The 19,470-nt window shown below is 72.7% G+C and carries 11 protein-coding genes and 1 rRNA gene; 6 read left to right on the top strand and 6 right to left on the bottom strand.

All coding sequences use genetic code 11. The features are described from left to right. Positions 1-11 precede the first annotated feature (11 nt). The 3 genes from trmB to ACH4D5_RS12870 all read right to left on the bottom strand — a co-directional run bounded on the left by trmB (position 12) and on the right by ACH4D5_RS12870 (position 3,763). Positions 12-869 carry a tRNA (guanosine(46)-N7)-methyltransferase TrmB gene (trmB, locus tag ACH4D5_RS12880; RefSeq protein WP_398301495.1) on the bottom strand — a complete coding sequence of 286 codons (858 nt, stop codon included), beginning with the start codon at positions 867-869 and terminating at the stop codon, positions 12-14. Between the two features lie 90 nt (positions 870-959). Next, a complete protein-coding gene (gene lhgO / locus ACH4D5_RS12875; RefSeq protein WP_398301493.1) occupies positions 960-2,174 on the bottom strand; it encodes an L-2-hydroxyglutarate oxidase in 1,215 nt (404 codons plus the stop codon). A 143-nt stretch (positions 2,175-2,317) separates the two neighbouring features. Next, positions 2,318-3,763 carry an MFS transporter gene (locus tag ACH4D5_RS12870; RefSeq protein ID WP_398301491.1) on the bottom strand — a complete coding sequence of 482 codons (1,446 nt, stop codon included), beginning with the start codon at positions 3,761-3,763 and terminating at the stop codon, positions 2,318-2,320. 845 nt (positions 3,764-4,608) lie between these two features. Here ACH4D5_RS12870 and ACH4D5_RS12865 point away from each other — a divergent pair. Both ACH4D5_RS12865 and ACH4D5_RS12860 read left to right on the top strand, forming a co-directional pair. After that, positions 4,609-6,693 carry an asparagine synthase-related protein gene (locus ACH4D5_RS12865; protein ID WP_398301489.1) on the top strand — a complete coding sequence of 695 codons (2,085 nt, stop codon included), beginning with the start codon at positions 4,609-4,611 and terminating at the stop codon, positions 6,691-6,693. A gap of 102 nt (positions 6,694-6,795) precedes the next feature. Beyond that, positions 6,796-10,236, top strand: a complete 3,441-nt coding sequence (locus ACH4D5_RS12860; protein ID WP_398301488.1) for an AfsR/SARP family transcriptional regulator — start codon at positions 6,796-6,798, stop codon at positions 10,234-10,236. A 28-nt stretch (positions 10,237-10,264) separates the two neighbouring features. On the opposite strand, the gene ACH4D5_RS12855 is transcribed toward ACH4D5_RS12860, so the two are convergent. Beyond that, positions 10,265-12,148, bottom strand: coding sequence for a sigma-70 family RNA polymerase sigma factor (locus ACH4D5_RS12855; protein ID WP_398301486.1), 1,884 nt, complete (start codon positions 12,146-12,148; stop codon positions 10,265-10,267). A 203-nt stretch (positions 12,149-12,351) separates the two neighbouring features. Beyond that, positions 12,352-13,122: a TetR/AcrR family transcriptional regulator gene (locus ACH4D5_RS12850; protein ID WP_398301484.1), complete on the bottom strand. Its 771-nt coding sequence runs from the start codon at positions 13,120-13,122 to the stop codon at positions 12,352-12,354. A gap of 400 nt (positions 13,123-13,522) precedes the next feature. Between ACH4D5_RS12850 and ACH4D5_RS12845 the strand changes: the two genes are divergently transcribed. Together ACH4D5_RS12845 and ACH4D5_RS12840 are read left to right on the top strand one after the other, a co-directional pair. Then, positions 13,523-14,890 (top strand): NAD(P)/FAD-dependent oxidoreductase, encoded by a 1,368-nt coding sequence (locus ACH4D5_RS12845; protein ID WP_398301482.1) that lies wholly within the window; start codon positions 13,523-13,525, stop codon positions 14,888-14,890. Positions 14,891-15,055: 165 nt separating this feature from the next. Beyond that, entirely contained in the window at positions 15,056-16,753 is a 1,698-nt protein-coding gene (locus tag ACH4D5_RS12840) for a SpoIIE family protein phosphatase (RefSeq protein ID WP_398301480.1), read from the top strand. 6 nt (positions 16,754-16,759) lie between these two features. On the opposite strand, the gene ACH4D5_RS12835 is transcribed toward ACH4D5_RS12840, so the two are convergent. Beyond that, entirely contained in the window at positions 16,760-18,046 is a 1,287-nt protein-coding gene (locus ACH4D5_RS12835) for an MFS transporter (RefSeq protein WP_398301478.1), read from the bottom strand. Between the two features lie 127 nt (positions 18,047-18,173). Here ACH4D5_RS12835 and ACH4D5_RS12830 point away from each other — a divergent pair, with 127 nt between their 5' ends. Next, a complete protein-coding gene (locus ACH4D5_RS12830) occupies positions 18,174-18,722 on the top strand; it encodes a MarR family winged helix-turn-helix transcriptional regulator (RefSeq protein WP_398301476.1) in 549 nt (182 codons plus the stop codon). A 663-nt stretch (positions 18,723-19,385) separates the two neighbouring features. Beyond that, positions 19,386-19,470: ribosomal RNA gene (locus ACH4D5_RS12825) — 16S ribosomal RNA — on the top strand; the annotation flags it as partial.

Here is a 19,470-nt window from a genome sequence, read left to right as displayed (position 1 = left end):
GGTCCTGGGTCTCAGTCCTGGGGCGGGGCGACTCGGCTCTGCGGCGGGGCGACTCGGCGGAAGAGCAGGTCGTGGACGACGTGCCCCTTGTCCAGGCCCTGGCCCTCGAAGCGGGTGCGGGGGCGGAAGTCGGGGCGTGGCGCGTAGCCGCCGTCGGGCTGGGTGTTCTCGAAGTCGGGGTGCGCGGTGAGCACCTCCAGCATCTGCTCGGCGTACGGCTCCCAGTCCGTCGCGCAGTGCAGCAGCGCGCCGGGCTTGAGGGAGGGCGCGGCCAGCGTCAGGAACTCCGGCTGGATCAGGCGGCGCTTGTGGTGGCGGGCCTTGGGCCAGGGGTCCGGGAAGTAGACGCGGAGGCCGTCGAGCGAGGCGGGCGCCAGCATCTCGCGGAGCAGGATGATCGCGTCGCCGTTGGCCACGCGGACGTTGGTCAGGCCGTTGCGCTCGGCGAGGGCGAGGAGGTTGCCCTGTCCTGGCGTGTGCACGTCGACGGCGAGGATGCCGGTGTCCGGGTCGGCGGCGGCCATCTGGGCGGTGGCCTCGCCCATGCCGAAGCCGATCTCCAGGACGACGGGCTTGTCGGACGGTGTCCCGCCGTCCCCGAAGAGCTCGGCGAGGTCCAGCGTGCGCAGCCCGTCGATGTCCAGGCCCCACTTGGGCCAGAGCCGGCGCAGCGCGTCCTCCTGGCTGGTGGTCACCCGGCTGCGGCGGGGCTGGAAGCTGCGGATCCGCCGCTCGTGGTGCGAGCCCGCGGGATCGGGCGAGGGCCCGCCGGGAAACCGCGGCGCGGCCTGCGCCCGGCCACCGGCCCGGGAGACATCGGAGCTGCCGGGACCGCCGGAGGCATCAGGGATACGGGAAGAGTCAGACACAGTGCGGCAATTTTACGGGGCGGGCGGGGGTGGGGGTGTGCCCCGGGAGGGGCAGGGAGCGGCGATCAGGCGTGCCGGGTCCCCGGGGCCTCACTCGCCCCTCAGCACCCCCAGTGCCCGGCGGGCGACCTCTCTGCCTACGGGGAGGGATGCCGTCGCGGCCGGTGAGGGGGCGTTCAGGACGTGGACCGTGCGGGGGCCCTCGCGGATCAGGAAGTCGTCGACCAGTGTGCCGTCCCGCAGGACCGCCTGGGCGCGGACGCCCGCGGGGGCCGGGACCAGGTCGGCGGGGCGGACCGCGGGCAGCAGCCTGCGCACCGCGTCGGTGAACGCGGACTTGGAGGCGGAGCGGCGCAGCTCACCCGCCCCGTACCGCCAGTGGCGGCGGGCGAGGTGCCAGGAGCCGGGCCAGCCGAGGGTCCCGGCGAGCTCGCGGGGGCGGACGACCGACCAGTCGTACCCCTCGCGGGCGAGCGCGGGGACCGCGTTCGGCCCCACGTGGACGCCGCCGTCGATGCCTCGGGTGAGGTGGACGCCGAGGAAGGGGAAGGCCGGGTCGGGCACGGGATAGACGAGGCCGCGCACCAGCTCGGGCCGGGCCAGCTCGAAGTACTCCCCGCGGAACGGAACAATCCGCATGGCCGGGTCGTCACCGGTGAGCCGCGCGATCTCGTCGCAGTGCAGCCCTCCGCAGTTGACCAGGACCTTGCCGCGGACGACGGAGCCGTCGGCGGTGCGGACCGCGACGCCGCGGTCGGGGCGGCGGTCGATGTGGACGGCCTCACCGGCCGCGCCGTACCTGATCTCGGCACCGGAGGCGTCGGCCAGGTGCCGCGCCACGGCGCTGTAGTCGCAGATCCCCGTGGTGCCGACGTGGATGGCGGCCAGGCCGCGGACCTCCGGCTCGTACTCGACTATCTGGGCGGGGCCCAGCTCGCGCACCGGTATGCCGTTCTCCCTGCCGCGCTGGACCAGGGCGTGCAGGCGGGGCAGCTCCGCGCGCTCCGTGGCGACGATCAGCTTGCCGGTGACCTCGTGCGCGATGCCGTACTCCGCGCAGAACTTGACCATCTCGGCGGCGCCGCGGACCGCGTACCTCGCCTTGAGGGAGCCCGGGCGGTAGTAGATCCCGCTGTGGATCACGCCGCTGTTGCGGCCCGTCTGGTGGCGGGCGGGGCCCGGCTCCTTCTCGAGGACCGTGACCGTGGTGCCGGGAGCGCCGCGCGTGAGCGCATACGCCGTCGCGAGCCCGACGATGCCGCCGCCGATCACCAGCACGTCGCAGTCGTACGCGACCTTCTTCACCGCGCCTCACCTCCCACCACAGATACTGCCCTGCGCCACTGACAACGCCGCCAAACCTCGGCCGCCGGATCCTCCCCGACCGCTCCGCGCCGGTTGACCCGGCCTCAGCCGGTGGTTCACCGGGGAGTGAGGCAGGACGGGGCCTACGCCGGGGCCACCAGCAGGGGCCTGGCCCGCTCGCGGAGCTCGACCACCCGCGGCTCGTCCCCGTACGGCTCCAGGCGGTGCAGCAGGTCCTTCACGTACTCCGTGGTCCTCGCGGACGAGATCCGTCCGGCGACCTCCAGCGCCCGCGTCCCCTGCTCGCACGCCGCGTCGAGGTTCCCGGACTCCAGCTCGGCGACCGCAGACACCACGAGGCGTAAGCCGTGCGACCGGACGAATTCCTCCGTGGGGCGGGACAGCGCCTGTTCCGTGAAGCGCCGCACCTGGCGCGGCGCCTTCAGGTCGCGGTAGCACTCGGCGGCGTCGGCGGCGAAGCGGTCGTATCCGTAGAAGCCGAGCCAGGTGGGGTCGTGGTCGCCGTCCCTGGCCCGCTCCAGCCAGCCCTCGGCGGCCCGCAGCGCCGCCCCCGCGGCCTGCGCGTCGTTGGCACGCGCGTGTGCCCGCGCCTCGACGAGGCGGAAGAAGCTCATGGTGCGGGCGGTGGCCAGGCCTCTGTTCCGCTCCAGGGCGGCCTGCGCGAGGTCGACCCCCTCGTCCCCGAAGCCGCGGTACGTCGCCTGGAGGGACATGGACGCGAGGACGTACCCCCCGAGGGGGACGTCGGCCGCCGCGCGCGCGAGCCGCAGCGCCTGGATGTAGTAGCGCTGGGCGGCTTCCTGCTGGCCGGTGTCGAAGGCCATCCACCCGGCGAGGCGGGTCAGCTCGGCCGACGCTCCGAAGAGGGCACGTCCGACCTCGTCGGAGTACGAGCCGAGCAGCAGGGGCGCCGCCTCGACACGCAGGCACTCCGGGACCATCGAGGAACGCCAGTCGCCGCCCCCGTACTTGGAGTCCCAGCGGCGGGCGTCCTCGGCGGCCTCCCGCAGTTTCAGTACATCGCTGTGGCCGACCTTCATCGGCGCGCCGCTGTCGTCGGCGTGCACGGCGTCGCGGGGCGTCTCGCTCGAGACGTCGCGTGCGACGGAGCTGTCGGCCGGGGTTATGAGCCAGCGCGACGCGGGTGTCGCGTACGCGCTGACGGCGAAGGAGCCGGCCAGGGACTGCCAGATCCCGCCGCCCGCGCGCCGGCCCGCCAGATCGAGGCGGTACAGCTCGGTCGCGGACTTCACCGCCGCGCCCACGTCACGGGGGAAGGCGAGGCCCACCTCCGGCGCGGGGTCGGCGTCCGCCAGGCCGATCTCGTGCAGCGGCACCGGGCGGCCGAGCTTCTGTCCGATGGCCGCCGCGATCAGGTGCGGGGCGGCGCCTTGCGGCACCATGCCCTTGGACACCCAGCGGGCCACCGATGTCTTGTCGTAACGGAGCGTCAACCCGCGTTGTGCGCCGAGGTCGTTGACCCGGCGGGCGAGTCCCGCATTGCTGATTCCCGCGAGGGCGAGAACGGTGCCGAGCTTTTCGTTCGGCCCGCGTTGCTCCCTGGACATGCGCCACCCCTCGGACACAGACGGCTGCCGGGCGGTGCTGGACCGCTCGGCATTCGTGCTGCGTTCCCCCGGGGGCAGCCCTGCCCGAGCCGTCGCGCGCCGCGATTCCGGGCGTCCCGCCCCGGGCTCCGCGCGCGGTGGCCGGAATGGCGGCCGCAAGAGCGTTTGGCCGATCCTCCAGGTATATGCCTCCGCGAAAACATCAGCACACACAGCGTAGTTCGCCGCATCCCAAGCGTTAAGAGGCGCAGTTCCGGATGGCGAGATTGTTGTCCGTGCGGAAGTGCGCCGACGGTGACGCGTGCTCCCGCCGTGTGGCCGTGCGCCCGTGTGTGCGCTCTTCTCCGGCCATGGGGGGAGCGCTTCCATTGGCGATGCGTGGGTCGGCCCGCTGCGCTGGAGTCAGTGGGCTGGGGGACACCGCCGCCTCCATCCCCGCGGGCGGCGGACCGGTCCGGGAGGCGAGCACCGCCTCCCGGGCTGTGTGCTGCCTTCGAACGGTTCCGCCGTGGGCCCATCACAGGCCGATTTGGCCGAAAAGCGTCCCTGTACAGGAACGGGCATTTCGCCCACGAGCGTGGAGTGCGCCCGCACTCATGAGGACCGCGTACGCCCTGCGCACTGGTCGCTCGCAAGGTATCTCCAAGGCACGCCCAAGGTATTTCGAAGGCAACTCCAAGGCATCTCCGGCGCATCCCTAAGGAGAGCACCTTCGTTCTACGCTTCAACTACCGCCCCCCAAGGGCGCATTCACCGCCGCTCGAGCGGCCCCGCAGCCCTTCCCGCACGCCTCCTTCGTGGCAGCATGGGACCCCCAGATCTGTCCACAGCCTGTGGAGGCAGCGATGCGGTGGTTGGTGGGGTGGAGCAGTACCACCGCGAGACCCTCGGTGGTGGGCTCGGCCGGAGCCACCGGTGACGACGGCGAGACCGTGCACCCCGTCGGCTCCCAACTCCTGTGGGGCGACCCGGATCCGCTCTGGGCGGTCGGCGACTGGCGGGCCGACGAAGTACGGACAGTGACGGCCGACGAGCAGACCCGCATCGCGGTCCTCGGCGTCTGCGGCGCCTCCGACGAAGAGCTGCGGGTCGGCCTCCTCGCCGCCCGCGGCGGCGCCCTGCGCCACCTGACCGCCTGGTCCGGCAGTTACACGGCGGTCGTCCAGGTCGGCCGCCGCGTCATGATCGCCGGCGACCTCGCGGGCGCCCGCCCCGTCTTCTTCACGGCCTGGGCGGGCGGCACGGCCTACGCCACGGCCGCGCTGCCGCTGGCCGACCTCATCGAGGCCCACCTGGACATCGGCCACCTCGCGGCGCTGCTGGCCGCCCCCGACGTCCCCGAGGCGCTGCACGACTCCACCCCGTACCAGGGCGTGCGGCGCGTACCACCGGGGCACGCGCTGATCCTGCGCGCGGGCGCACGGGAGATCGCCGGGTACGAACCGGTGGCCTCGCTGGCCGTCGCGGCACCCACGGCCGACGCCGACAGCGCCGTGGACGGCGTCCGCGACGCCCTCATCGAGGCGGTACGCGCCCGCCTCACCGCACCCCGCCACGTGCCGGGCATGGACGTCGACCCGGGACCGGTGCCCGGCATGGGGCCCGCGGAACGGCGCGCGGCGCGGGGCATGCCGGTGCCCGGCATCGGAGCCGACCTCTCCGGAGGGCCCGCTTCGGGAACCCTCGCTCTCCTTGCGGCCGGTCTGCCCGGGATGCCCGGCACGGTCCTCGGGCACGGCACGGGCGCGGGCGAGCGCCTCCTCGCCGTCACCTTCAACGACCTGGCCGTCGACGGCCGCGAGGCCGAACTGGAGCGGGCCGGCGCCATCGCCGCCAACCCCCGCCTGCACCACGTGGTCGTCGCCGCGGGCGAGGAAGCCCTGCCCTACGCCGACCTCGAAGGACCGCTGACGGACGAGCCGAGCTCCACCCTGGTGACCGCCCAGCGCCACCGCGCACGGCTCTCATCGGGCAGCGCCGACCACTTCACGGGCCACGGCGCCCGGCAGGTCCTCGACGCCCACCCCGCCCGCCTCGCCGACCTCCTCATGGACCGCAGACGGCGCCACATGGTGCGCCCCGTCGCGGCGCTGGCGAAGGCCGACGGCTCGGTGCTCGTCCCCGCGCGCGTGTACGGCGCCGCCCGCAAGCTCGCCCGCATGCCGCACCGGGCAGGCGTCGAATCCCTCGCCGACCGGCTGCTGCACCGCCGCTTCGACGAGCCGGGCGGAGCGGTGGGGGCCTCGCTCGCCGCCCTCGCGTGGGCCAGGCCGGGCCCCGCCGCACGCTGGCTCACCGGAGAGGCCCTCGCTGAAGTATCGGTTCGTCTGCAGGACACCACCATGCGTCCCGGCGGCCCGGGCCAGCGCCCCGGCGAGTTCCGCGCCCGGGCGGCCCTCGCCCGGCACGCCGCGGACCTGCGCGTCCTCGAACAGGCGGCCGAGGTGCGCTTCCAGCGCCTGCACGCGCCCTTCCTCGACAACCAGGTCGTCCGCGCCTGCCGCGCGCTTCCCGAGGCCCTCCGCGTCCAGCCCGGCGCGCGGGCCGCCATCCTGCGCACCGTCCTCGAAGGCGCCGGGGTCGCCGACCTACCGGCCGGCTGGGGCGCCCCCTCCCACACCTCGAACGCGGTCGCCGCCCGCACCGGACTCCGCGTGGCGGTGGACGACCTCGTCGCCCTCTTCGACACACCGCTCCTCGCCCAGGCGGGCCTGGTCGAGGCCCGTGTCGTCCGCAAGGCCCTGCGCGCGGCCGCCGAAGGAGAGCCGCTCCCGCTGGACGGCCTGGCCGACCTGGTCTCCACCGAGCTGTGGCTGCGCCGACTGCTGTCGCGAAGAGGAACGTGCTGGACGGGGACTCCAGCACGGCAACGAGCGGTTCCTACGGGGAGTGTGGTTCCGGAGAGGGGCGCACTAGGAGCGGGTCGGTAGAGCGGTACGCCGAGGCACTCGTCCCTGGTCCGGGCGCGCCGGCGACATACGCCGGAAAAGAAAGCACGCGCCCCCGAGCACCCGTACGGGGAGAATGACGTGGTGCGGTACCGAATCCTGGGCGCCACCGAGGCGTACGACGACCAAGGCGCCCCCCTGCCCGTGGGGGGCCAGCGGCTGCGCGCCCTCCTCGCCGTCCTCGCGCTCCACGCGAACCGCACGGCCACCGTCGGCACCCTCATCGACGAGGTCTGGGCCGACGACCCGCCGGCCGACGCCCCCGCCGCCCTCCAGGCCCTCGTCGGCCGCCTGCGCCGCGCACTCGGCAAGGACGCCGTCGCATCGGCCCCCGGCGGCTACCGCCTCGCCGCCGCCCCCGCCGACGTCGACCTGCACCGCTTCGAGGAGCTCACGCACGAGGGCAGGGCGGCCCTGGACCGCGGCGACCCGGCCCTCGCCGCCCGCACCCTGCGCGACGCCCTCGCCCTGTGGCGCGGCCCCGCCCTCGCCGACCTGCCCGACCGCACCGCCGCGGCCCGCCCCGAGGCCCTGCGCGCCGAGGCCGTACGCGCGCGGATCGAGGCGGACCTGCTGCTCGGCCGCGCCCCCGACGTCGTACCGGAGCTGCGGGAACTGACCACCGCCCAGCCGTACGACGAGACACTGCGCGCCCTGCTGATCCGCGCCCTGCGCGACGCCGGGCGCGGGGCGGACGCGCTCGCCGCCTACGAGGACGCGCGCCGGTCCCTCGCCGACGGCCTCGGCACCGACCCGGGCCCGGAACTGCGGGCGCTGCACGCGGAATTGCTGTCGGGGCCACAGGGGCAGGAGCGCCCGGTGGGGCAGCCGCATCAGCCGCATCAGCCGCACCGGTTGCACCAGTTGCACCAACCGCACCAACCGCAGCAGCCGCAGCAGCCGCAGCAGCCGGAGCGAACAGCGCAGGAGGGACCCGCGCAGGACGGACCAACGCCGGAGGGACCCGCGCAGGACGGACCAGCGCCGGAGGGCCCCGCGCCGGAGGGGCAGAAACCGGCGGAAGCCGAGCCGTCGCAGGCGCACCGGCGCCCGGGCAGGACCGAGCAGAACGGGAACATCCGCACCCGCTTGACTTCTTTCGTCGGCCGGGAACCCGAACTCGCCGCCATCCGTTCGGACTTGCACAGGGCCCGCCTCGTCACCCTCACCGGACCGGGCGGCTCCGGCAAGACCCGCCTCGCCGAGGAAGCCGCCGCCGGGCATCCGCAGGCATGGCTGGCCGAGCTCGCCCCGCTCGACCACCCGGAGGCGGTGCCCGGCGCTGTCGTCAGCGCGCTCGGTCTGCGCGAGACCGTGCTCATGACCAGCGAACTGTCCGCCCCGCAGGACGACCCGATCGCCCTGCTCGTCGAGTACTGCGCGCCGCGCAGCCTGCTCCTGCTCCTTGACAACTGCGAACACGTCATCGGTGCCGCCGCCGAGCTCGCCGAGGCCCTCCTCACCCACTGCCCCGGCCTCACCATCCTCGCCACCAGCCGCGAACCCCTCGGCGTGCCGGGCGAGTCGGTGCGCCCCGTGGAGCCGCTCCCGCCCGACCCGGCCCACCGGCTCTTCACCGAGCGGGCCATGGCGGTGCGGCCGGGCTTCGACCCCGAGGAGGACGCGGCGGCCGTCGCCGAGATCTGCCGCAGGCTCGACGGTCTGCCGCTCGCCATCGAGCTGGCCGCCGCCCGGCTGCGGCTGCTCACCCCGCGCCAGATCGCCGACCGTCTCGACGACCGCTTCCGCCTCCTCACCAGCGGCGCCCGCACGGTCCTGCCCCGCCAGCAGACGCTGCGGGCCGTCGTCGACTGGTCCTGGGACCTCCTCGACGACGCCGAGCGGACCGTGCTGCGCGAGGCGTCGGTCTTCGCGGGCAGCTGGGACCTCCCCGCGGCGGAGGCCGTGTGCACCGCACCCGCCACCGACCTGATCGGCGCCCTGGTCGACAAGTCCCTGATCGTGGCCGTCCCGGACGCCGGCTCCGCCGACGGCGGCATGCGCTACCGCCTCCTGGAGACCATCCACGAGTACGCGACCGAGCGCGCCGCCGAGACCCCCGAGCTCCTCGCCGCGGCCGAGGCCCGCCACTCGGCGTACTTCGCGGACCTCGTCGCCCGCGCCGAGCCCCTGCTCCGCTCCGCGGAGCAACTGCCGTGGATCACCCGCATGGAGACCGAGCTGGACAACATCCGGGCGGCCCTCCAGCGCACCGTCGAGTCCGGTGACGTGGCGTCGGCGATCGCGATGGTGCTGCACACCGGCTGGTTCTGGTGGCTGCGGAACTACCGCAGGGAGGGCGCCGACTGGATGACCCGCGTCCTCGAACTCGCCCCACCCGGCCTCCCGGCGGAGGACGACCCGCTCTACTGGCCGTGGATGAACCTCCACCTGCTGCACCTGTGCCTGATCGCGGAGTCCAGCCCCGTGGACTCCCTGTCCCACCAGGACGAGCGGACCGACCCGGAGCGCGTCGCCGCGCTGCGTGCCGCCTTCGAGAGGCCGGTGCCGGAGGCCGCCCGCTTCCCCGGACTGCTCTGGCCCTTCACCGTCTTCTTCACCGGCGGCACCCACGAGGACGCGCTCGTCCCGCTGAACCGGACGATCGAGAACTGCCGCAGGTACGGCGGGGACTGGGACCTCGGCGTCATCCTCATGTTCCGCACCCACATGGCCGTCGACATGCCGGGCAACCTCTCGGGCGTCGACGAGGACCTGGCGGAGCTGCGGGAGCTGAGCCGCCGCGTGGGCGACCGCTGGATGCGGGCCCAGGTGTGTGGCGCCGCGGGCGAGGCCGCCATGGCCCGCAGCCACCACGAGGAGGCCCGCGGGGAGTACGAGGAAGCGCTGCGCCTCGCCTACGAGGTGGGTGCCTACGCCGAGGCGCCGTTCCTGCTCGCCCGGCTCGCCGAGATCTCCTACCGCGAGGGCGACCGGAACGTCGCGTTGAAGGTGCTCGACGAGGCGAGCCGCGAAGCCGACCGGTACGGAGTGACGGACTCCCGCGCCTTCGTACGACTGCTGCGCTCGGTCATGGTCCTGGAGGACGGAGACGTCGTCGGGGCCCGCAGGCTGTTCCAGGAGGCCCGCGCCGAATCCTCGTACGGCAACTCGCCGCCCCCGCAGTTCGAGGCGGGCCTCGACGGAGTGGAGGCACGCATCGTCGCGGCCGAGTCGGGGCCGGCCGCGGGCCTGCCGCTCGCCGTCGAAGCAGTGCGTACGGCGTGGACGGCCCGGTGCTCCGAAGTGATCGTGGCGTCCCTGGTGGACAGCACCGCCGTGCTCCTGTGCGACCTCGGCGACCATCCGCGCGCGGCCCGGCTGCTCGCCGTCGCCACATCCCTGCGCAACGGCAACCCGCGCCCCATGCCGGAAGCCATGGAGGCCGACCGCGTGGAGCGCGAGGCGCTGGCCGCGCTCGGCCCGGACGGGTACGAGCGGGAGCGCGCCGCGGGCAGCGCGCTGACGGTCGACGGGGCGATCACCGAGGCGGCCGAGGCGCTGCCTCCGCAGGACGGGTCCTAGGGCCCGCGCCCGAACGGGTCCTGGATTCCTACGTGCAGAACATCCGCGACTGCGCCCAGTCCGCGAGGGCCGTCGTGTCGAACGGCGTGTGCGGTTCGACGACGAGCCGGACCGTCTTGCGGCCCGTCAGATTCACGTGCACGGGCACTGCCGGGTCGCCGCCCCTGACCAGCGGGGACTGCCACAACCGCGCCCCGTCCCCGTACACGGAGAAGCGCACCTTGCCGAGCCCCATCGTCATGTCGTCGACCCCGACGACCGCGTCGTACGTCGAACAGCTGCGGTTCAGGTCGATGGTGACGGAGGACCTGCCGTGCACGGTCACACCGTGGGAGTACCGCTTGTCGCCGATCGAGAGACCCCAGCGCTGCCACACCCAGCTGCTTTCGGCGAGCCGCATCTCGGGCTTGGTGCCGTCACCGGTGAGGCCGTACTCCAGCTCGTTCCACTGGTAGACCTTCGGGGCCGGTGGCGGCGGCGGAGGCGGCTTCGGGGTCGGCTTCGGCGGGGTGGGGGTGGGCGTGGGCTCCGGGGCCGGCGGGGGAGGCTTCGGCTTGGGCTTCTCCTTCACGGGAGGCTTCGGTGTGGGCGTGGGGGTCGGGGTGGGCTCGGGGCTGGGTTTCGCGGCCGGCACGGGCGGCGGGGGCGGCTTGGGCTTCGGCTCCGGCGACGGCGGCTTCTGCGGCACGATCGACTCGGACACCGCGGGCTCCTTGGCCTTCGGCGGCGGGTCCTCCTTGGGCTTGCCGCTGCCTCCGGTGAGCGCGATCGCCGCCGCGACACCGGCCGCCACGACGACGCTCGCCGCGATACCCGCCTTCGCCGGGGCGCCGAGACCTTCGGACGCGGCGGCTCCGCCCGCGGCCGAACCACCGGCCGACCCGCTCGCCGCGGCCGCACCGGCGGCCCCCGCGGCACCCGCTCCCGCGGTGCCGCCGCCGACGAGCGCCGCCACCTTCGCGTACCCGGCGGCACCGAACCAGCCGATGACGGCGATGGGCACGACCGCCGGGATGCCGCTGGCGACGTCCTTGATCTGGCCCGCGGCGAGCCGGCACTTGGCGCACTCCTCCAGATGCTTGCGCAGCCCCCGCTCGGCGCGGGTGCGCAGGCCGCCGCGGGCGTAGGCGCCGAGCCGGTCGGCGTAGCGCGCGCACTCCTCGCTCTCGGTCAGCGTGGCGCTGACGTGCGCCTGCAGATAGGCCTGCTTCAGGCCCTCGCGGGCGCGGCTCGCGAGCACGCGCGTGCCGTTCGCGTCGAGGCCGAAGAGCGTGGCGACCTCGCTCGGGGACTCCTCCTCGACCTCCGTGTGCCACAGGACGGCCTGCCAGCGCTCCGGCAGGCTCCGGAAGGCCTGCATGGCCATCGACTGCTCGGCCTCGTGCATCGCGCGGACGTCGGCGCCCAGATCCAGAGTGTCGTCGTCGGAGACCTCGGCGCCGCGCGCCGCCTGCGCGGCGAACACCGCGAAGTCGTCGACCAGCTGCTCCCGCTTCGCCGACTTCGTCCACCCGGCGGCGACCCGCCGCACGGTGGTGAGCAGATAGGCGCGCACGGCGTGCTCGGGCCCGCTGCCGCCGCGCACCGCCTGCAGCATGCGGGCGAACACCTCGGCGGTGAGGTCGTCGGCGGTGTGGGCGTCCCGGCAGCAGGTGCGCGCGTAGCGGCGCACGGCTTCGGCGTGGCGGCGGTACAGCTCCTCGTACGCGGAGTCGTCGCCGGAGCGCATCCGGGCGATCAGGTCGGCGTCGGACAGCGGGGCGTCGCCGCCGTCACCGCCGGGCAGCGAGGTACCCGTGCCGCCCTCGCGCTGCGGGGGCACGCTGGGACCGGCCTCTCCGACCGCATCGGCCGGACCTGCCGGACCGGTGCCCGACCCGGCGGACGACTCGTCCGGACCGTCAACACTCATCGCGGAACGCCCCCGGTTGCACACTCAGACCCGACCACCGGGAAAGAGTGACACACGGGCGTGCCGAGGCCGACGGTGCGGACGTTCAACCACCCGTCCGGGGCGATTTACCGCAATGGAGCACTAACTTTCACTCATTCGGGGAAGGCTCAACGATCGCTGCCTGACGCGACGTTGAGCCTTCCGCCGGATGATCCGGCCGGTTACGCGGGCCGGGACCGCAGCCCTTCGAGCAGGATGTCGAGGAGCCGCGAAGAGGCCGCCGCCTGCTGTGCCGCGTCGGGCAGCGAGGGCGCCGCCGTCGCTATCACCAGCAGGACGTCGGACACCGTCACGTCCGGACGCAGCTCACCCGCGGCACGGGCCCGGTCCACGAGGCGGCCGACGACGTCGAGCAGAGTCGCCGCCCCCGCGTCGTCGCCCAGGGAGGCCGTCTCCTCCACGGGCGCCTGGCGCTGTTCGATCAGACGCAGGTCGGGCGAGTCCGGGGCCGGCTGCCGCTGCTGCGGCACGCGCGCCTCGTCCTCCTTGGCGGCGCCGTCCTCGACGCTCACCCGCAGCACCTGCGGCGGCAGCAGCCGCCCCGCACCCGACGCCACGGATGTCCGCAGGAAGCGCGAGAGCGCCGACCACGGCTCGTCCTCCTGCCCGAGCGCCGCACGCGCCTGGTCCGTCAGCCGGGAGGTCTCCTCCTCGGCTATCCGCCTGACCAGCACGTCCTTGCTCGGGAAGCGTCGGTAGACAGTGCCGACACCGACCCGCGCGCGGCGCGCCACGTCCTCCATCGGCGCGCCATACCCCAGCTCGCCGAAGACTTCGCGTGCCGCCCTGAGCACATGTTCGAGATTGCGCTGTGCGTCGACACGCAGCGGTGTCGTGCGCGCTCCTTCCCCCATGTCACGTCCGTTCCCGCTCGGGCCGACGGCTGATGCCGGCACGGCGGCGGAAGTCCAGTGAGTCTCCTGAATGTGCATACACGTTCCCCCGGTAATGACGTCTCCCCCCGGAGACACTCCCCGCCATTGACTACCGACGTGTGAGGAGCGAGCCCTTCCGGCGAGCCGTGCATCCGGCCCGACGAGCGCATCCCCCGACACCCCGACGTCCCACGAACATAGTTGAGCGGGAGTCAATTCAGAAGAGGCGGGTTCCGCACAGCGCGCCCCCCGATCGGAGTACGCGCCCTTTCAGGCCCTATCGCACCCCAGTCCAACACCCTCTTCGCCCATGCTGACCTGGGCACCTCCGCCGCCCCGAGGCACGCCGCCGGGCCTTTCCCGCACACCCCGCCCGGTCACACAAATTGCCGGGCCTGTGGACAAACTCCGGAGCCGGGTGCGTCATGGGATGGTGAAGGCTGCGATCTCCCGGGGGATGACCCCCGTACCTCCGGACTGTGTGCGCATTCTCGTCGTCGGCGGCGGCTACGTCGGCATGTACACCGCACTGAGACTCCAACGAAAGCTGAAACGGGAGCTCAAGCGGGACGAAGTCGAGATCGTCGTGATCACGCCCGACCCGTACATGACGTACCAGCCGTTCCTGCCCGAGGCGGCGGCCGGCTCCATCTCGCCGCGCCACGTCGTCGTGCCGCTCCGCCGCGTCCTCGACAAGTGCCGCATCGTCATCGGCGAGGTCGAGACCGTCGACCACGCCAAGCGCACCGCGACGTTCACCACCCTCGCCACCGAGGAGGAGGGCGCCGGGCCCGTCCAGATCGCGTACGACCACCTGGTCATGGCCCCCGGCTCCATCGCGCGCACGCTGCCCGTGCCCGGCCTCGCCGAGTACGCCATCGGCTTCAAGACCGTCGAAGAGGCCATCGGCCTGCGCAACCACGTCATCGAGCAGATGGACATCGCCTCCTCCACCCGCGACCCCGCGATCCGCGACGCCGCCCTGACCTTCGTCTTCGTGGGCGGCGGCTACGCGGGCGTCGAGGCACTCGGCGAGCTGGAGGACATGGCGCGCTACGCCTCGCGGTACTACCACAACATCAAGCCCGAGGACATGAAGTGGATCCTCGTCGAGGCCACGGGCCGCATCCTGCCCGAAGTCGGCGAGGAAATGGGCAAGTACACGGTGCGCGAGCTGCGAAGGCGCAATATCGACGTACGCCTCGACACGCGTCTTGACTCCTGCGAGGACCGCGTGGCCGTCCTCAGCGACGGCGCCCGCCACCCCACCCGCACCGTCGTCTGGACCGCGGGCGTCAAACCCCACCCGGTGCTCGCCGCGTCGGACCTGCCGCTGAACGAACGCGGCCGCCTCACCTGCACCCCACAGCTGACCGTCGAAGGCACCACGCACGCGTGGGGCGCGGGAGACGCCGCCGCGGTCCCCGACGTCACGGCGGACAAGCCCGGCACGGAGTGCGCGCCCAACGCCCAGCACGCCGTGCGCCAGGCCAAGGTCCTCGGCGACAACATCATCGCGTCCCTGCGCGACCGCCCCCTCCAGGAGTACACGCACAAATACGTGGGCTCCGTCGCCTCCCTGGGACTGCACAAAGGTGTCGCGCACGTCTACGGACGCAAGCTGAAGGGCTACCCTGCCTGGTTCATGCACCGCGTCTACCACCTGAGCAGAGTGCCGACCATCAACCGCAAGTCCCGAGTGCTCGCCGAATGGACCCTGTCCGGCCTGTTCAAACGCGAGATCGTCTCCCTGGGGTCGCTCGAACACCCCCGTGCGGAGTTCGAACTCGCAGCCGGTGGCGAACGCCCGAAGGAGTCCTCCTGACCGGAGTCAGGAACTCCCCGCACGGGACCGGCGTCTGACGGTTGTCAGTCCGTTCGGTCAGACTGTCCGTGTGACCATGGGCAGGCCGTCAGGCCGACACCAGGGACGTCCGATCGCGACATGCTGTGTTCCCGATCCAGAAGCGACACCACGAGGCCTACCGCAGTGAACTTCACGCGCTGGAGCGCCCGGCTCCCCGGAACGCAGCGCCGCGCAGCAGCGCGGACCGAACAAGCGATCGCCCCGGCACCGCGCGGGGACGGCTCCGTCCCCGCGGCCCGCGCCGAGCGGCCCACCGACGGAGCGGAGCCGCCGCCCCCGGACGGCCCCGCGGGCCGCCCGGGACCCGACGGCATCGACGAGCTGCCGATCCGCGAGGTGCTCGACCGCATCCCCGCCCTCGTCGCCCTGGTGCACGGCACCGACCACCGCATCGCGTACGTCAACGACGCGTACGTGGCCGCCTTCGGTCCCCGCCCCGTCGGCGAGACCGCGCGCGTGGCACTGCCCGAGCTGGAGGAGCTGGGGCTGCTGCCCCTCCTGGACCAGGTCCTGCGCAGCTCCAAGCCGCGCACCGTCAAGTCCCGCAAGGCCCCCTCCGGCCGTTCGTACACCGTCACGTGCACCCCCGTGACGCTGCCGCTCGGCGGCTCCGCGGCGGGCTCCGAAGAGGGCGGCGGCGTCCTCGTGTTCGCCGCCGACGTCACCGACCACGCCGAGGCGGCCGAGCGGCTGCGCACCAGCGAGCGGGCCCAGCGCGAGACGGCCGTCACCCTCCAGAAGTCCCTCCTGCCCCAGGAGCTGGAGCAGCCCGACGACCTCCGCATCGCCGCCACGTATCAACCGGGCGGCACCGAGGCCGCCGTCGGCGGCGACTGGTACGACGTGATCACCCTCGGCGGCGGCCGCACCGCCCTCGTCATCGGCGACGTGATGGGCCGCGGCGTCCGAGCGGCGGCCGTCATGGGCCAGCTCCGCACCGCCGTCCGCGCGTACGCCCGCCTGGACCTGCCCCCGCACGAGGTCCTGCAGCTCCTCGACGGCCTCGCCGCCGAGATCGACGCCAGCCAGATCGCGACGTGTGTCTACGCAGTGCACGACCCGAACGAAGGAAGCCTCGTCTACGCATCGGCGGGCCACCTCCCCATCCTCGTCCGCGACGAGAACGGCACCATCCACCGCGCGGAGGAGCCCACAGGACCCCCGCTCGGCACCGGCGGCTGGCTGCACACCTCGGGATCCGTGCCGCTCGGCCCCGGCTCGACCGCCGTCCTCTACACGGACGGCCTGGTCGAGCGCCGCAGCGAGGACATCGACGAAGGCGTGGCCTCCCTGGAGCGCGCCCTGGCCGGCGCCACCGGCACGCCCCAAGTGGTCTGCGACCGCCTGATCCGCGCCCTGGGAGTCACCGCCGACCACGACGACGACGTCGCCGTCCTGGTCCTCCAGCACCCCGCCCGCGCCGGTTCGGACGCCGAGCTCTTCAGGAACGCCGCCCTGGAGCTCCTCGGCGGCGTGGAAGCGGCTCCACGCGCGCGTGCCTTCGCCACCGGCGTCCTCGCCAGCTGGCGCTTCTCCCCGGAACTGCACGACCTGGGCGTCCTCGCCGCCAGCGAACTGGTCGCCAACTCCCTCCAGCACGGCACCCCACCGATGCGGCTCCGCCTGCGCCGCACCGACCGCCGGCTGATCATCGAGGTCACCGACGGCGACGACCACCTGCCGCGCCGCCGCCGCGCCGAACCTGCCGACGAGGCGGGACGCGGCATCGCCATCGTCGCCACGATCGCGTCGAACTGGGGCTCGCGCCGCACACCGGGCGGCGGCAAGGCCGTCTGGTGCGAGTTCGCGCTCCCCAAGTAGCGCGCGTTACGCGTCGGCCGTGGCGGGCGCGGCCGTAGTAGGGCCGCCCTGCGCCACCACCGGGCTCTTGGCCAGCGAAGGCTGGTTCTGCACGGGGGTGAGCCCGCGCCCGAGACGCACCGCGAGCACCGTGATGCCCAGCGAGAACAGCACGAACGTCACGATGTACGGGACGTGCAGCGCGGCACCCATCGGCCCGCCCACGGCCGGACCGACCGCGAGAGCGAGCTGCTTCACCAGGGCGAACGCCGAGTTGTACTGCCCGACCATGCCGCCCGGCGCGAGATCCGCGACCAGCGGCGCGACGGTCGGCGACAGCATCGCCTCACCGAGCCCGAAGAGGGCGTACGTCGACACGAACGCGGCGGTCGCCATCGCCTGGCTGCCGTGCCCGAGCCCGGCGTACCCGGCGAGGAGCCACGCGAAGGCCCAGATCAGACCGACGGCCGCGATCACCCGGGACCGCTTGCGCCGCTCGACGAACTTCAGGACGGCGAACTGCGCGAGCACGATCATCGCCGTGTTGGCGGCCAGCGCGATGCCGAGCGTCGACGGCGAGATCCCCGCGGCCTCCACGCCGTACGCGGAGAGCCCCGACTCGAACTGCCCGTAGCAGGCGAAGAAGATCACGAAGCCGAGCACGCACAGCTGCACCATCGCCTTGTGCTTCAGGAGCGCGCGCATGCCGCCCCGCGGGGCCGAGGCGTCCTTGGGCATCGCGTCCTGGATGGACGGCGCGTGCGGCAGCCGCACGGTCAGCGCGATGGCCGCGAGCACCAGGAACATCACGGACTCGATGGAGAACAGCAGCGTGAAGCTGCCGGGCCGGTCCTCGTCGACGATCTGGCCGCCGATGAGACCACCGATGCCGAGGCCCAGGTTCTGCAGGAAGAACTGCATCGCGAAGGACCGCGTACGGGTGGCCGGCGTCGAGGACCACACGATCATCGTCGCCAGCGCGGGCTGCATCACGGCCGTACCCGCGCCGAGCAGGGCCGCGGAGAGGATCGCCGTCGTCTCACTGTCCGCGATGCCGAGCGCGACCGCGCCCACGGAGGCGACGACCGCCGCGCCCACGAGGACGGGGAGGGGGCCGCGACGGTCGATGACGCGGCCGGTGATGGGCAGGACGATCAGCGCGGCCATGGCGAAGGCGGCGAGCACGATGCCCGCCGCACTGGATCCAAGATCCCGCACCTGCGCCACATAGACGTAGAGGAACGGGACCGTGAAACCGATGCCGAACGCGCTCAGCGCGCTGCCTGCCTGGATACGACGCATCGCTGCGCCCATCGCCCTGGTCACTTTCACCTGCCTTGAGTGAGTCGTTAGAAGTGAAGACTTCGAAGCTAAAGTTCGATACTAAACTGTACACACCGAAGGACTTCAACGCCAACCGGTGCCGTGCCATACTCGGCCCATGGGTGACACCCCCGGCCCGACTGAGCCGACACTTGAAGAGCAGATCGCCGCGTATCAGCGCGAGTTCCAGGACCTCGACCCGCAGGTCGAGCAGATCGTCTCGGCCCTCGGCCGCCTGAACCGCCGGATGAACGTGGCCTACGGCCGCCAGACGGCGACCCTCGGGATCAGCAACGCCGAGTGGGAGGTCCTCAAGGCCCTCGTCCTCTCCGGGGCTCCGTACCAAATGGGTCCGGGCGAGCTGGCCAAGCGACTCGGCCTCACCCCCGCGGCCATGACCCACCGGATCGACCGCATGGTGGCGGAGGGCCTGGTCACCCGGGACCGCGACGAATCGAACCGCGTCCGCGTCATCGTCGAGCTGACCGCGGAGGGCCGCGAGAAGTGGCTGGAGGCGATGCGCCTGGCCACGGTCTTCGAGGAGGACCTCCTCCAGGACCTGTCCCAGGACGAGCGCGGCGCCCTGGGTGAAGTGCTCACCCGTCTCCTACGCCGTGTGGAGCACGCCCAGCCGGACGCCGGCGGACGCCTCACCGACCTGGACTGAACCGCCCTCCGGCGGGGCACAGGGTGGGGTTGACAGTCACCTGCTGGATCCGTAAGGTTCTTCGGGTTGCCACGGAGCCGTAACGGTTCTGCGACAGCACATCCCGCCGCTGATCGAGCGGCAAACCAAACTCAGCACGACCTCCCAACGGATGCAATTCGGCGTGCCCGAATTCAATTCCAAGGCTCGATTATGAGTCGCCGGGAAAACCCGCTAGAGTTTGGGACGTCGGAACGGCCCAACAGCCGCGAAGACACCTCCCGCTGACTGGGAGTCAGGCCCGAAAGGATCTGATAGAGTCGGAACCGCCGGAAAGGGAAACGCGAAAGCCGAAAGGCCGGAGCGGGAACCAGAAAGGCACCGAGGAAATCGGACACGAAAGAGTCTGATAGAGTCGGAAACGCAAGAACGAAGAACAAAAAGAAACACCGAAGGGAAGCGCCCGGAGGAAAGCCCGCGAGGGTGAGTACAAAGGAAGCGTCCGTTCCTTGAGAACTCAACAGCGTGCCAAAAGTCAACGCCAGATATGTTGATAACCCCGTCTCCAGCATCAGCTGGGACGCGGTTCCTTTGAAAAAACACAGCGAGGACGCTGTGAACGGACGGGATTATTCCTCCCGACCGTTCCGCTCTCGTGGTGTAGCACCGGATTACCGGTACACATTCACGGAGAGTTTGATCCTGGCTCAGGACGAACGCTGGCGGCGTGCTTAACACATGCAAGTCGAACGATGAACCACTTCGGTGG

Source organism: Streptomyces sp. NPDC018029 (assembly GCF_044327655.1).
Taxonomy (GTDB): domain Bacteria; phylum Actinomycetota; class Actinomycetes; order Streptomycetales; family Streptomycetaceae; genus Streptomyces.
Note: the sequence above shows the minus strand (reverse complement) of the source record. Positions and strands in the feature narration are given on the sequence as shown.